Source organism: Variovorax sp., from assembly GCF_965279555.1.
Lineage (GTDB): Bacteria > Pseudomonadota > Gammaproteobacteria > Burkholderiales > Burkholderiaceae_C > Variovorax.
On record NZ_OZ257247.1, the window covers coordinates 5,062,468 to 5,075,416 of the forward strand.

A 12,949-nucleotide genomic window follows, 5' to 3' on the forward strand; every position below is an offset into this window, starting at 1 on the left:
GGGAACTGCTGCTAACGCAGCGCGATGCCGAGCGAATCGAAGGGCGCGTCGAACTCGGCGCGCCAGGACTGCCCAGGTTCCAGCGGCCAGGCATCGGTCCACGTGCCGGTGGTGACCACGTCGCCGGGCATCAACGCCGGCGCGCCGGGGCAGCGCTGCAGTTCCTGGTTGAAGTGGTGCAAGGCATGCAGCGGGCCGTCGAGCACGTTGACGCCCTTGCCTTCTTCGACGAGTGCATCGCCACGGTAGAGCCTCACGCGGGTGCGGCCGAGCAGGCCGTCCAGCGCCTGGGCGCTGCTGGCGAAATGGCCGACCGGCGTCTCACGCCCGACCAGCAGGCGCGCATGCAGGCCGCCGTCGGCCACGGTGTCGGCGGCGGTGAACTTCCAGCCGGGCAGGTGCGACTGCACGATCTCGAAACCCGGTGCGAGCCACGCAATGCAGCCGAAGAGTTCTTCCAGCGTGGCACCCTGCGGCGGTGTCGCGGCCATGCCGAACACGATTTCCGGCTCCAGGCGCGGCTGGCAGAGTTTGTCCAGGCTCAGCTCGGCGGTGCCACCGCTGCTGCGTGTGAGCGTCGTGTGCCACACGGTGCCCCAGATGGGCGCATAGACCTCGTAGCGGGGCCAGATCGTGCGGTTGGTGAAGCCGATCTTGTAGCCGACGGGCCGCTCTCCGCGAGCGGTGCGAAGCGCGCGCAAGGCCAGCGCCTGCTGGTAGGCGGCGTCGACGCTGGCAGCTATGGGGAGTGCGCGATCGGCGGGCCACGGCAGCCCATGGTCGTAGTGCTCGAGAACGGCTTGCGGGGTCATGGCATCAGTTCTTTGCGGGCCGGGCACCTTCCAGGGCGTAGGCCTCGATCAGCGCCGGAAAGGCATCCATTGCGGGCAAGGCACCGAAGCTGTGCTTCGCGGGCGTCGTGGCCCAGGGCAGCTTCTCGTCGGTCCAGGTTTCGACAAAGGGCTCGACCCAGCCGTGCCGGTCGAGCATCGACGGGCGAAGGTTGACGAAGTAGTCGAGGCCCTCGGTGCGCGTGAACATCCAGCTCTTGCAATGCGGGCAGAAGAAGTGGTGCGAATCGGCACCGTGCAGTCCGCCGACGACCGGCTCGCCCGACACCACCTCGAAGCCCTGCGCGGGAATGGCGAGCGAGAGCGAGAAGGCGCTCGCGCTCATGGCCTGGCAGCCGGTGCAATGGCATGCCATCGACAGCAGCGGCGGCGCGCTGATGCGCAGGCGCACCTGGCCGCAGCGGCAGCCGCCGGCCCAGGGGAGTTGCCAGTCGTCGCCGGCTTGGTCGGGGGATGGATTCGAGGTGGTGCTCATGGGGTACTGCGGCCCTGTGGTTGTTGCGGTGGAATTTTCTTCTTCGCCGGCGAAACGCGCCGCGGCTTGAAAGGCCCGGTCACCTTCTCCAGCCACGGATCGCACACGGCACGGAGTTGAGGATCGACCTTGAACTGCGGATCGCGCGCGTCGAAGAGAACCGACTTCTTCGCCTGCGCCCGCACCAGCGCGAAAGCGTCTTTCTCGGAGCGGCTGTTGTCGAACATGAGCGTCATGTTCGCAATCTGCGCCGCATGGCCGACCGCTGCCTGCGTGCGGGGAAAGCGCTCGACCAGCTTTCTGCGGTCCACGTCGTGGCCGCCCTGCTGCTTGCGGGTGCTCACGCGAAAGACGGACATGTCCACCGACACCAGGCCGACGAAGAGCAGCACGACGAAGTAGCCCGCCTGCTGCATCGCGCGGATGTCGTCCGCCTTGGACTCATGGCCGCCGCCCGGCAGCGGCTTCCAGTGGGAGAAGACCGTCTCGAACGCGAACGGCATGCGCTGGTCCATCACCAGGCTCTTGAAGGCGCGCACGCCTTCCTGCGACAGGATCTGCCACTTCTGGTCGTCGTCGCGCAGCTGCTGGGCCCAGAGCGGGATGTGCCCCGTCCTGGGGTCGGCATCCGGCAGGATCGACATCATCATGCGGTCGGCGTTGATGAGCGGCAGCCGCAGCGACGCGGCCAGCCGCGAGTACCACAGCGTGGACTTGCCGGAGCCGTTGTGGCCGGCAAGCACGAACGCCACCGGGCGCGGGCCCTGCGTCTGCTCGAGCAGCTTCTCGAGGCTGGGCGGGCGGCGGCTCACGCCTTGCTCGCGCGGAACCTGCCGTCGACCAGCCGGCCGATCACCTGGGTGCCGTCGGCGGACTCGCGGATGACCTTGCTCGGGTCCTGCGGGTAGGCGTAGTAGGCGAATATCCTGGCGGCGTTGGGTCCGCGAAAGACCACCGACCTGTCGATGCCGGGCTTGTTGAGCGCACGGGCCGCCTTCTTCAGCAGCACCGTCGTGTTGTCTTCGGGGCGCACCACAGGCCGCGATGCCTTGCCGACCTTCACCAGCGCCATGCCGCGCCCCAGCGTCGCAACCGAGCGGCCCTGCACCAGTTGCCCCGTGGCGCTTGCACGCGCGCTCGTCGTCTTTTCTCTTGCCATGGCCGGATGATCGCTCAAAAAGAGCGGCGCGGTGCATGCCGCGGACCCGTGTCCGGAAACGGCGAGCGCCGGCACTGCCGGAGCCGGACACTGCGCGCATGACAACCCCCGCCTCTCTTGTCGAAGCGCTCGACTGGCCCCGCATCGAAACCGAACTCGCCACCCGCGGCTGCGCCACCACCGGCGTGCTGTTCACGCCGAAGGAGTGCGCCGCGCTCGCGGCGATGTACGACCGCCCCGCCCACTTCCGCAGCCGCGTCGTCATGCAGCGCCACGGCTTCGGCCAGGGCGAGTACCAGTACTTCGCGAACCCGCTGCCGGCCAAGCTGGCCGCGTGGCGCGGCGCGCTGTACGAACGCCTCGCGCCGCTGGCCAATGCCTGGGCCGCCGCGATGGGCCAGCCCGCCGACTACCCGCCGGACCACGCCAGCTATCTCGCACGCTGCCATGCCGCGGGCCAGCTGCGCCCCACCCCGCTGCTGCTGCGCTACCAGGAAGGCGACTACAACTGCCTGCACCAGGACCTCTACGGCGACCTGCAGTTTCCGCTGCAGCTCACTGCGCTGCTGAGCCAGCCGGGCGAAGACTTCACCGGCGGCGAGTTCGTGCTGACCGAGCAGCGCCCGCGCATGCAGTCGCGCGCCGAAGTCGTCTCGCTCGCGCTGGGCGAGGCGGTGATCTTCGCGGTCGACCAGCGGCCCGTGCCGGGCACGCGCGGCAGCTACCGCGTGACGATGCGCCACGGCGTGAGCCGCCTGCGCTCGGGTCGAAGGCACACGCTGGGCATCATCTTCCACGACGCGCGCTGAACGAGGGCTTTCCCGAACGGTCGTTCTACTTGTGCGAAACGGCCGCAACCACAGCCAAGACCGGCGAAAATCGCCACCGCATCAGGCACCCGCCAGGATCCCCGACACCAACGATCGGGGCCGTGGACTCGCCGGATGCCGATCCGCGCCTTTAGTGGCGCGGGTGTGTTCGAGTGGTCGTCAGGGAGCTGTATGAACAAGAACTCGTCCGGGAATCCGGGTGTGGCGGGAAAGCCGCCTTTCGAATCCGCCGCGGCACAACCATCGAGGCGCTCGCGGCACTTCAGGGTGGACGTGGGCACCATCGTCAGTGCGGTGGCGCTCACGCAGTCGCTGCTGCTGGTGTCGCTGGGCTACTGGGGGTCACAGCGGCTGGTTTCGCGCATCGGCACTTCCGCACACAAGGCCAACCACGACCGCACCGAGGACAAGGTGCTGGCCTTCCTGCAGAAGGCCGAGTCGGTGATCGACGCGGCGGGCAGCGCCCCCAGCCTGCGGCCCGCGGGCGAGCAGTCCGAGAGAACGTCGGAACTGTTGTGGACGCTGCTGGCGCAATCGCCCGAGCTCGACAGCATCTACGTGGCCAACGAAGCCGGCCAGATGCTGATGGCCCTGCGCTACCCCACGCCCGCCATGCGCCATATAGAGCGCGGCCCGCAGTTCACCTCCGAGACCTGGCACTACAAGCCGCCGCCCTCGGCCGAAGCCGACGCGCAAGACCGCTACGCCACGCAGCGCGTCGAGACCCTGCGCAGCAGCTACGACCCGACGCAGCGCAGCTGGTACGTGCAGGCCCGCAAGGCGCAGGGGCCGGTCTGGACGCAGCCTTATGTATTTGCCGCCGCGCAGGAACTGGGCGTGACCTACGCGCTGCCCGGCAAGCGGCGCTATGCCGAGGGCGGCACGCAGGCGCTGGTAGTGGCGGGAGACGTGTCGCTGGGACGCCTGTCGGGGTTCGTGCAGCAGTTCAGCAGCAGCATCGGCCACGGCGACAGCGCCCTTCTGAGCGCCGACTTCCGCGTGCTGGCGCGCAGCGACCATCCGGGCGTGCTTCACAAGCTGGAAGCACCGTCGGGCGTGCTCGGCGCGCTGCATGCCCACATGCTGGCCGACGGCACCGCGGGCAGCAGCCACGACACCGCGTTTTCCTTCACCCACGAAGGGCGCAGCTACCTGGTGCAGACCTCGTTCATTCCCAGCACGGGCTGGCAGCTGGTGAGCTGGGTGCCCGAAGACGTCCTGCTGGGCGACCTGCGGCAAGCGGTGCTGCTGAGCGTGCTGCTCGCGCTGGCCTTCCTGGCGGTCGCGCTGTTCATGTCGCTCAAGCTGTCGAAGCTGGTGACATCGCCGGTGGAGAACCTCTCGCACATCGCGCGGCGCATCGGCCTGCTGGAGCTGGACAACCTGCCGCGCGAGCCCAGCCGCGTGCTCGAGATCCAGCACCTGGACCAGGCGCTGGACGACTCCGCGCGCAGCCTCAAGGCCTTCAGCAAGTTCGTGCCGGTGGATGTCATCAACCAGCTGGTCGCCGACGGCCATGCGCTGGCGCCCAACGGCTCGCCGCGCCGGGTGACGGTGACTTTCACCGACGTGGAGGGCTTCACCTCCATTTCGGAGTCGCTCGACACCGACGTGCTGGTGGGCATGCTGACCGAGTACTTCAACCTCGCGACGGCGGTGTTCGCGCGGCACGGCGGGGTGATCGACAAGTTCATGGGCGACGGCATCATGGTGCTTTGGGGCGCGCCCGCCGATCTGCCCGACGCGGAGTACAAGGCCTGCCTGGCGGCCCTCGAGCTGCACGTGGAAATGGACGAACTCAACCGCCGGTGGCAAGAGCAGGGCCTGCCGGAGTTCCGCACGCGCGTGGGCATTCACACGGGCATGGTGATCGCGGGGGTGCTGGGCTCGAACGACCGGCTGTCTTACACCGCGTTCGGCGACGCGATCAACGTGGCGAGCCGCATCGAGGGCATCAACAAGCAACTGGGCACGCAGGTGCTGATGTCGGAGGTGACGTTCGCGGGCCTGCGGGGCCGGCTGCACACGCGCCGCATCGAGGAGCTCGTGGAGTTGCGCGGCCGGCAGACGCGCATGGTGCTCTACGAGCTGATGACTTCGTAGCGACCCGCTCTAACGCGGCGCCTGGGTGACGCGCACCAGCACCAGGTTGGCGCTGGTGCCGCTGCCCTGCGTGAGCACCGAGTACTGCGTGTCGTTGATGAACAGCAGCTGGTCGCCGCGCGAGATGCGCGCCGACACGGCATAGCGCATGCGCGGATCGATGCGGGCCGCGTCCACCTTCAGCTCGTAGGCGAACGGCGGCTGCCTGCCGTCGGCCTTGAAGCGCTGCTCGGCCAGCACGGTCGATGGCGCGTCCATTCGCGACACGTCGAGCAGCTGCACCACGATCTCGGCCGCGGGGTCGAGCGCGATGCGCTCGCGGTAGGCGACGGTGCCGGTCACACGCAACTGCGAGGCGCCAGCGGCCGCGCCGGACGACGAGGGCGCCGCGCAGGCACCCAGCAAAGAAGCGCCTGCCACGGCGGAAAACATGAGGAGGCTGGTACGTCTTTTCATCCGCCCATTATGCGGAGGCACGCTCCGCGGCGAAGGCCACATACCACTCGAGGCTTCCGGGGTTTGCCATCGCCTCGCGGTTGACCACCTTCTCCAGCGGCTGCCCCAGCAGCAGTTTCTTGATCGGCAGTTCCTGCTTCTTGCCGGAGAGCGTGCGCGGGATCTCGGCCACCTGGAAGATGTCGTTGGGCACGAAGCGCGGCGACAGCGAAGTCTTGATGGCGTTGTTCAGCCGCGTGCGCATGGCATCGTCGAGCGCCACGCCCGGGCGCAGCACCACGAACAGCGGCATGTAGCTGTCGCGGCCCAGGTACTCGAGGTCGACCACCATCGAATCGAGCACCTCGGGCAGGCCCTCGACCGCGCTGTAGATCTCGCTGGTGCCCATGCGCAGGCCCTGGCGGTTGATGGTGGCGTCGCTGCGGCCGTAGATGACGCAGCCGCCGTCGATGCCTATCTTGATCCAGTCGCCGTGGCGCCAGACGCCGGGGTAGGTGTCGAAGTAGCTCGACAGGTAGCGCGCATTGCCCTCGTCGCCCCAGAAGTACAGCGGCATCGACGGAATAGGCTGGGTACACACAAGTTCGCCCACCTCGCCGATGACGGGCTGGCCGTCGTCGTTCCAGGCCTCCACGGCATGGCCGAGCTCGCGGCACTGCATCTGGCCCGGCACCTCGGGCAGGTCGCGGTTGCCGCCGACGAAGGCGCCGCAGAAGTCGGTGCCGCCGGAGATGTTGCACCACCACACGTCGGGGGAGCCCGCGTCGAGGATCTGCCGCGAGCCCCACCGCTGCACTTCCTCCGGCAGCGGCGAGCCGGTGCTGCCGAGCGCGCGCACGGCCGACAGGTCGCCGCAGTCTTTCGCGACGAGGCCGGCCTTCATGCAGTTGGTGAAGTAGGCCGCGCCCGCGCCGAAGAAGGTGACCTTGTGCCGAGCGACGAAGCGCCACAGCACGCTCCAGTCGGGCTTCTCCTTGCTGCCCGCCGGGTTGCCGTCGTAGATGCAGATGGTGGCGCCGAAAGCCATGCCCGAGAGCTGCGAGTTCCACATGACCCAGCCGGTGGAGCTGTACCAGTGGTAGCGCTCGCCGAGGTTGTTGGCGCCGTAGCTCGCGCCCACGTCGTTGTGCAGGCCGCAGGCGTGCATGGTGAGGATGATGCCGCCCTGCCCGTGCACGATGGGCTTGGGCAGGCCGGTGGTGCCGCTGGAGTAGACGATCCAGATCGGATGGTCGAAGGGCAGCCATTCGGGTTCGAAGGCGTTGACCTCGTCGTCGTAGCGGCCGATGGCGCGCGACCAGTCGATGTCGTGCGGCACCGCGTTGGCGGCGAAGGGCGACTTCACCAGCACCAGCTTCTTCACGCTGGGCAGCTGGCCGCGCAGCTCCTGGAGCACCGCGCTGCGATCGAGCGGCTTGCCGCCGTAGTGCACGCCGTCCACCGCGATCAGCACCTTGGGCTCGATCTGGCGGAAGCGGTCGGCCACGGCGGCGGTGCCCATGTCGGACGCGCACACGCTCCAGATCGCGCCGATGCTGGAGCACGCGAGGAAGGCGACCATGGTCTCGGGCACGTTGGGCAGGTAGGCCGCGACGCGATCGCCGCGACGCACGCCCAGCGCCTTGAGCGTGAGCGCGACCGACGCCACCTGGCGGCGCATTTCGGGCCACGACAGTTCGCGCACGTCACCGCGCTCGTTGTCGCTCACGATCGCGGGCATGCCGGCCGCATGGGCCGCATCGACGTGGCGCAGCACCTCGCGCGCGTAGTTGACCTGGGCGCCGGGGAACCAGCTCGCGCCGGGCATGCGGCGCTCGGCCAGCACGGTGGCGCCGGGCGCGAGCGGCGTGGGCGACTGGATGGCGGCGTAGTCCCAGATGCTGCGCCAGAAGGCGTCGAGCTCGGTGACGGACCAGCGCCACAGCGCGTCGTAGCTGTCGAAGGAGAGGCCGCGCTTCTCGCGCAGCCAGTTCTGGTAGAGGCGGATCTGGGGAATGTTGGGGGCGGGCATCCTGCAAGCGTAGCGCCGCGCACGACCGCTCTCAATCGGGGTTGACCTCAGGGTTTGTACGCGTGTTCAAGTTTTTTGTACAAGCGTTCAATACGCCCCGATGAGCACCCGCACACCGACCACCAGGCGTGGCGCCTTGCGCGCCGCGGCACCTGCAGCCGCCGAGACTGTCCGCCCCGACCGCAAGCACGCCATCCTGCTGGCGGCCGAGAAGCTTTTTGCGCGGCACGGCTACCACGTGGTCACGATCCGCCAGATCGCCGAGGAAGCCGGCGTGCCGCTGGCGCTGGTGGGCTACTACTACGGCCAGAAGCACGAGCTGTTTCACGCCATCTTCGAACACTGGGGCCACACCATCGAGGAGCGGCTCGCCGGCCTGGCCGCCCTGACCCTCGACCCCGAGGACGTGCGCACCCTGCCGCGCATCATCGAAGCCTTCACCGCGCCGGTGCTGGCGCTGCGCGCGAGCGCCGAGGGCGAGTACTACGCGCTGCTGGTGGCGCGCGAGCTGTACCACGCGACCGAAGAAGCCGACCGCGTGCTGCGCGGCTACTTCGACCCGCTGGCCGAGGCCTACATCGACGCGCTGCACATCGCGCTGCCGCACGCCACGCGCAGCCAGGTCGCCTGGGGCTACCAGTTCGCGCTGGGCTCGCTGCTGCACCACCTGAACGACAGCCGCATCGAGCGGCTCTCGCGCGGCGAGAACAAGCGCGCCGACCCGGCCGTGGCGCCGATGCTCGTGAGCTTCATCGTCGGCGGCCTGCGCGCCGCGCTGCCTCGCCCGAAGGCGGCCAGGACCCCAACCACGAAAACCACCCCACGGAGACAGAAGACATGATGACGAAGACCCCGGTGAAACGGCGCACCCTGCTGCTGTCGGCGCTCGCTGCCGCATCGGCCGCCGCCACGCTGCCCGCGTTCGCTCAGTCCGCCACGAAAATCGTATTCGGCTACACGGCCGTGACCGATTTCGCATCGGTGTTCGTGGCGGCCGAAGAGGGCTGCTTCAAGAAGCGCAGCCTCGATGTCGAACTCAAGTTCATTCCGCTGAACTCGACCATCCCGGCGGCGCTGCAGTCCGACTCGCTGCAGATCGGCGGGCCCACGCCCTCTGTGTTCCTGCAGGCGGTGGACGGCGGCCTCGACCTGGTGCTGGTGGCCGGCGGCGGGCTTACCTCGAAGAACATCACCGGCTTCGGCCTGGTGGCGCGCGCGGGTTCGGGCATCAAGAGTCCGCAGGACTGCGTGGGCAAGAAGATCGGCGTGCCGGGCCTGGGCGCCTTCCTGCACGTGACCTTCCGCGCATGGCTGAAGGACAGCGGCGTGGACTACCGCAAGGTCAACTTCGTGGAGGCCGCATTCCCGCAGCATGCCGACCTGCTGCGCGGCGGCTCGGTCGACGCGGTGGTGTCGGCCGACCCGTTCATGAGCCGCATCACCGAGAGCGGCGCGGGCTACGTGGCCTCGTACTACTCCACTTTCCTGCCCGAGAACAACCAGACCATCGTGCATGCGGCCAAGCGCGAGTGGGTGGCGAAGAACCCGGTGGCGGCGCGTGCGTTCCGCGAGGCGCTGGTGGAAGCGGCCGCGTTCATGCAGCAGCCGAAGAACGACGCGAAGGTGCGCGCGGCCATCGGCAAATACATCAAGCTGCCGCCCGAGGTGCTGGCCAAGGTGCAGGTTTCGCCGCCCGGCCCCTTGGTGACCGAGAAGCAGCTCGCCTACTGGACCGGGCTCATGAAGGAGCAGGACATGCTCAAGACGAACATCGACGTGGCGAAGCTGGTGGCCAAGTGATCTCCGCGCCCGCCCCTGTCACCGCGCGCGCCGCGCTGTCGGCCGGCGCATTCAAATCGCCAGCCGGCCCCGCGATGCAAGCCACTCCCTTCCTGCGCTTCGACGGCGTGACCATCCGCCTCGGCGGCCGAGAGATCCTGTCGCCCACCTCGTTCGACGTGGCGCGCGGCGAATTCGTCTGCATCGTCGGCCCCAGCGGCTGCGGCAAGACCACGCTGCTGCGCGCAGCCAGCGGGCTCGTCACTGCCAGCGCGGGCGAGGTGCGGCGCAACGGCGTGAAGATGACCGAGCCCTCGCGCGAAGTGGCCTTCGTGTTCCAGGACTACGGCCGCGCGCTGCTGCCCTGGCGCACGGTGGAAGGCAACGTAAGCCTGGCGCTGGAAGCCGCCGGCGTGCCGTCGGCCGAACGCGCGCCGCGCATTGCCGATGTGCTGGGCAAGGTCGGCCTCGCCAGGCATGCGCACAAGTTCCCGATGCAGCTGTCGGGCGGCATGCAGCAGCGCGCGCAGATTGCCCGCTGCCTCGCGCAGAGGCCCGAGCTGATGATGATGGACGAGCCCTTCGGCGCGCTGGATGCGCTCACACGGCAGAGCCTGCAGGACGAACTGGCGCGGCTCGTGCGCGACGACGGTCTCACGGTGCTGTTCGTCACGCACGACCTGGAAGAAGCCATCTACCTCGGCGACCGCGTGATCGCGCTGCAGGCCAACCCCGGCCCGGGCCGGCCCAGCCTCGCGCGGATGATCGACGTGAAGATCCCGAGGCCGCGCGACCAGCTCACCACCAAGGAGCATCCGGAATACCTGCGCCTGCGGCGCGAGCTGTTCGCCTTCATCGAGCAGGGCCATGACTGAGCGCGGCTTCTTCCGCTGGCTGCGGCCGTGGGTGTTTCCTGCGTTGCTGATCGGCCTCTTCGAGTGGTATGCGCGCCGCGCGGCTGCCCTGGGCAGCGACTCGCTCGCGCCGCCGAGCGCCGCGGCCAAGGCTTTCGCCGGCGCCGCGATGGACGGCTCGCTCTGGCAGGCCACCGGCTTCACGCTGGGCACCGCCGCGCTGGGCCTGCTGCTGGGCGCGGTGCTCGGCATTGCGTTGGGCCTGGTGCTCGGGCTCTCGCGCCGTGCGGCGCAGCTCGGATCGATGTCCATCGAGGTGCTGCGCCCGGTGCCTTCGGTCGCGCTGATTCCGCTCGCGATGCTGGGCTTCGGTTTCGGCGTGCGCATGGAGCTGGCGATCGTCGCCTTTGCCACCTTCTGGCCGCTGCTGGTGCTGGTGCAGGCGGCCGTGCAGCAGGTCGAGCCCCGGCTGCTCGAGGTGAGCCGCGTGCTGGGGCTGTCGGCGCGCGAGCGGGCCTTCAAGATCGTGCTGCCGGCCATCGTGCCGCGCCTGTTCGTCGCGCTGCGGCTGGGGGTGGCGGTGGCGCTGGTGGTGGCCGTGACGGTGGAGATCGCGGCCAACCCCAACGGCATGGGCTACGCGATGATGATCGCGCAGCAGAGCTTCGACCCCGCACTGATGCTCGCCTGGCTGGGCTGGATCGGCGTGGTGGGCTTCGCAATCAACGCCGGCATGCTGCTGTTGCAGCGCGTGGTGGCGCGGCGCATGGGGGTGCAGGCATGAACGGCCGCGACAAACCCTCGCACCTGAACTGGCTCGGCTCGCTCGGCGTGCTGCTGGCGCTGGTCGCGCTATGGTGGGTGGCAAGCAATGCCGGCTGGGTCAGCCGCGTGTTCCTGCCCACGCCGCAGGCCACGTTCGCAAGCCTGCTCGAAGGGCTGAATCTCTCGGGCACCGGCGGCAACGGCGAACTGCTCGGCTTCACGCAGGCCACGGTGGGCCGGATGATCGAAGGCTGGCTGCTGGCCTCGCTGTTCGGCGTGCTGCTGGGCGCGGCCATCGGCGTTTCGCCCTCGGTGCGCGCGTGGGTGCAGCCGACGCTGGAGTTCATCCGCCCCCTGCCAGCTTCCGCGCTGCTGCCGCTGGCGGTTTCGATCTTCGGCCTGAACCCCGGCATGGTGCTCTTCGTGGTCGCTTTCGGCGCGATGTGGCCGGTGCTGCTGGCCACGGTGCACGGCTTCGCGGCGGTGGAGCCGCGCCTGTCGGAAGTGGCGCGCTGCCTGCAGATGTCGCGCGCGGCGTACATCTGGAAGATGGGCCTGCCCAACGCCATGCCCGACATCCTGGCCGGCATGCGGCTGGCGCTGACCATTGCGCTCATCGTCGCGGTGGTAGGCGAAATGATCGCCTCGCAAAGCGGCCTGGGCCAGGCCGTCCTGCTGGCGGCGCGCGCCTTCCGCGCCAGCGACCTGTTCGCGGGCATCGTGCTGCTGGGGCTCATCGGCTTCGCGAGCAATGCGCTGCTGGCCTTTGCGGAGCAACGCCTGCTGCGCTGGCAGCACCCCTGATTCCTTCGTCTTCCAACACCAACATCAACACCCCACAAGGAGTTCTCATGCCACGCAAATTCGTCGACCTGTCGATCTTCCTGGAGAACGACGTGCTGTCCGATCCGCCGGCCTTCGCGCCCAAGATCCAGTACTTCACGCACGAGCAGACCTACGAGCAGATCGAGCCTTTCTTTCCGGGCCTGAAGAAGGAAGACCTGCCCGACGGCGAGGGCTGGGCCGTGGAGCTGGTGCAGCTGTCCACGCACAACGGCACGCACCTCGATGCGCCCTATCACTTCCACTCGACCATGGACAAGGCGCTGGGCGAGAAGAAGCCCGCCATCGCCATCCATGACGTGCCGCTCGAGTGGTGCTTCCAGCCCGGCGTGAAGCTCGACTTCCGGCATTTCGCCGACGGCTACGTGGTGACCGCCGCGGACGTCGAGGCCGAGCTCAAGCGCATCGGCCACACGCTGAGCCCGCTGGAGATCGTGGTGGTCAACACGCGCGCCGGTTCGCGCTATGGCAACCCCGACTACGTGTCGGCCGGCGCCGGCATGGGCTACGAAGCGACGATGTACCTTCTGGAGCGCGGCGTGCGCCTCACGGGCACCGACGCATGGAGCTGGGACGCCCCCTTCGTGCACACCGCCAAGAAATACGGCGAGACGCAAGATGCATCGCTGATCTGGGAAGGCCACAAGGCCGGGCGCGACATCGGCTACTGCCACATCGAGAAGCTGCACAACCTGGAGGCGCTGCCGCCCACCGGCTTCTTCATCAGCTGCTTTCCGCACAAGATCCGCGGTGCGTCGGCGGGCTGGACACGCGCGGTTGCCATCTTCGACGACGCACTGATGGCTTCGGTGTGAGGGTCTGT

General features: G+C 68.7%; 14 protein-coding genes. 8 read left to right on the plus strand and 6 right to left on the minus strand.

Annotation, left to right across the window (positions count from 1 at the left end; all coding sequences use genetic code 11):
* Positions 1-11 precede the first annotated feature (11 nt).
* The 4 genes from ACQY8B_RS23665 to ACQY8B_RS23680 are packed head-to-tail and all read right to left on the minus strand — an operon-like array spanning position 12 to position 2,485.
* Positions 12-812: a 2-keto-4-pentenoate hydratase gene (locus ACQY8B_RS23665; RefSeq protein WP_422088941.1), complete on the minus strand. Its 801-nt coding sequence runs from the start codon at positions 810-812 to the stop codon at positions 12-14.
* Positions 813-816: 4 nt separating this feature from the next.
* A complete protein-coding gene (locus tag ACQY8B_RS23670; protein WP_422088942.1) occupies positions 817-1,326 on the minus strand; it encodes a GFA family protein in 510 nt (169 codons plus the stop codon).
* Positions 1,323-2,138 (minus strand): zeta toxin family protein, encoded by an 816-nt coding sequence (locus ACQY8B_RS23675; protein ID WP_422088943.1) that lies wholly within the window; start codon positions 2,136-2,138, stop codon positions 1,323-1,325. Before ACQY8B_RS23675 ends, ACQY8B_RS23670 begins: the two co-directional genes overlap by 4 nt.
* A complete protein-coding gene (locus tag ACQY8B_RS23680) occupies positions 2,135-2,485 on the minus strand; it encodes a hypothetical protein (protein WP_422088944.1) in 351 nt (116 codons plus the stop codon). The genes ACQY8B_RS23675 and ACQY8B_RS23680 overlap by 4 nt, the downstream gene beginning before the upstream one ends.
* Positions 2,486-2,583: 98 nt before the next feature.
* Here ACQY8B_RS23680 and ACQY8B_RS23685 point away from each other — a divergent pair, with 98 nt between their 5' ends.
* Both ACQY8B_RS23685 and ACQY8B_RS23690 read left to right on the plus strand, forming a co-directional pair.
* Complete coding sequence (locus ACQY8B_RS23685; protein WP_422088945.1) at positions 2,584-3,294, plus strand: 2OG-Fe(II) oxygenase; 711 nt, start codon at positions 2,584-2,586, stop codon at positions 3,292-3,294.
* Between the two features lie 192 nt (positions 3,295-3,486).
* The gene (locus tag ACQY8B_RS23690) at positions 3,487-5,418 is read left to right on the plus strand and encodes an adenylate/guanylate cyclase domain-containing protein (protein WP_422088946.1); all 1,932 of its coding nucleotides are present in this window, start codon (positions 3,487-3,489) and stop codon (positions 5,416-5,418) included.
* A 9-nt stretch (positions 5,419-5,427) separates the two neighbouring features.
* On the opposite strand, the gene ACQY8B_RS23695 is transcribed toward ACQY8B_RS23690, so the two are convergent.
* Positions 5,428-5,850 (minus strand): YbaY family lipoprotein, encoded by a 423-nt coding sequence (locus ACQY8B_RS23695; RefSeq protein ID WP_422088947.1) that lies wholly within the window; start codon positions 5,848-5,850, stop codon positions 5,428-5,430.
* Positions 5,851-5,881: 31 nt separating this feature from the next.
* Positions 5,882-7,885 carry an acetoacetate--CoA ligase gene (locus tag ACQY8B_RS23700; RefSeq protein ID WP_422088948.1) on the minus strand — a complete coding sequence of 668 codons (2,004 nt, stop codon included), beginning with the start codon at positions 7,883-7,885 and terminating at the stop codon, positions 5,882-5,884.
* A 100-nt stretch (positions 7,886-7,985) separates the two neighbouring features.
* Between ACQY8B_RS23700 and ACQY8B_RS23705 the strand changes: the two genes are divergently transcribed.
* From ACQY8B_RS23705 to ACQY8B_RS23730, 6 genes are read left to right on the plus strand one after another with little or no spacing between them, the layout of a single operon-like run.
* Complete coding sequence (locus tag ACQY8B_RS23705) at positions 7,986-8,726, plus strand: TetR family transcriptional regulator (protein ID WP_422088949.1); 741 nt, start codon at positions 7,986-7,988, stop codon at positions 8,724-8,726.
* Positions 8,723-9,685, plus strand: a complete 963-nt coding sequence (locus tag ACQY8B_RS23710) for an ABC transporter substrate-binding protein (protein WP_422088950.1) — start codon at positions 8,723-8,725, stop codon at positions 9,683-9,685. The genes ACQY8B_RS23705 and ACQY8B_RS23710 overlap by 4 nt, the downstream gene beginning before the upstream one ends.
* Positions 9,682-10,539: an ABC transporter ATP-binding protein gene (locus ACQY8B_RS23715; RefSeq protein ID WP_422088951.1), complete on the plus strand. Its 858-nt coding sequence runs from the start codon at positions 9,682-9,684 to the stop codon at positions 10,537-10,539. The genes ACQY8B_RS23710 and ACQY8B_RS23715 overlap by 4 nt, the downstream gene beginning before the upstream one ends.
* Complete coding sequence (locus ACQY8B_RS23720) at positions 10,532-11,302, plus strand: ABC transporter permease (protein WP_422088952.1); 771 nt, start codon at positions 10,532-10,534, stop codon at positions 11,300-11,302. The genes ACQY8B_RS23715 and ACQY8B_RS23720 overlap by 8 nt, the downstream gene beginning before the upstream one ends.
* The gene (locus tag ACQY8B_RS23725; RefSeq protein ID WP_422088953.1) at positions 11,299-12,087 is read left to right on the plus strand and encodes an ABC transporter permease; all 789 of its coding nucleotides are present in this window, start codon (positions 11,299-11,301) and stop codon (positions 12,085-12,087) included. The genes ACQY8B_RS23720 and ACQY8B_RS23725 overlap by 4 nt, the downstream gene beginning before the upstream one ends.
* A gap of 47 nt (positions 12,088-12,134) precedes the next feature.
* Positions 12,135-12,941 (plus strand): cyclase family protein, encoded by an 807-nt coding sequence (locus ACQY8B_RS23730; RefSeq protein WP_081267321.1) that lies wholly within the window; start codon positions 12,135-12,137, stop codon positions 12,939-12,941.
* The last annotated feature ends 8 nt before the right edge of the window (positions 12,942-12,949 follow it).

What these genes read in the sequence shown, in the direction of transcription:
- ACQY8B_RS23670 (WP_422088942.1), bottom strand. Translation starts at nt 1,326, where the DNA reads ATGAGCACCACCTCGAATCCATCCCCCGACCAAGCCGGCGACGACTGG.
- ACQY8B_RS23720 (WP_422088952.1), top strand. Translation starts at nt 10,532, where the DNA reads ATGACTGAGCGCGGCTTCTTCCGCTGGCTGCGGCCGTGGGTGTTTCCT.
- ACQY8B_RS23705 (WP_422088949.1), top strand. Translation starts at nt 7,986, where the DNA reads ATGAGCACCCGCACACCGACCACCAGGCGTGGCGCCTTGCGCGCCGCG.
- ACQY8B_RS23730 (WP_081267321.1), top strand. Translation starts at nt 12,135, where the DNA reads ATGCCACGCAAATTCGTCGACCTGTCGATCTTCCTGGAGAACGACGTG.
- ACQY8B_RS23700 (WP_422088948.1), bottom strand. Translation starts at nt 7,885, where the DNA reads ATGCCCGCCCCCAACATTCCCCAGATCCGCCTCTACCAGAACTGGCTG.
- ACQY8B_RS23665 (WP_422088941.1), bottom strand. Translation starts at nt 812, where the DNA reads ATGACCCCGCAAGCCGTTCTCGAGCACTACGACCATGGGCTGCCGTGG.
- ACQY8B_RS23685 (WP_422088945.1), top strand. Translation starts at nt 2,584, where the DNA reads ATGACAACCCCCGCCTCTCTTGTCGAAGCGCTCGACTGGCCCCGCATC.
- ACQY8B_RS23710 (WP_422088950.1), top strand. Translation starts at nt 8,723, where the DNA reads ATGATGACGAAGACCCCGGTGAAACGGCGCACCCTGCTGCTGTCGGCG.
- ACQY8B_RS23690 (WP_422088946.1), top strand. Translation starts at nt 3,487, where the DNA reads ATGAACAAGAACTCGTCCGGGAATCCGGGTGTGGCGGGAAAGCCGCCT.
- ACQY8B_RS23680 (WP_422088944.1), bottom strand. Translation starts at nt 2,485, where the DNA reads ATGGCAAGAGAAAAGACGACGAGCGCGCGTGCAAGCGCCACGGGGCAA.
- ACQY8B_RS23725 (WP_422088953.1), top strand. Translation starts at nt 11,299, where the DNA reads ATGAACGGCCGCGACAAACCCTCGCACCTGAACTGGCTCGGCTCGCTC.
- ACQY8B_RS23695 (WP_422088947.1), bottom strand. Translation starts at nt 5,850, where the DNA reads ATGTTTTCCGCCGTGGCAGGCGCTTCTTTGCTGGGTGCCTGCGCGGCG.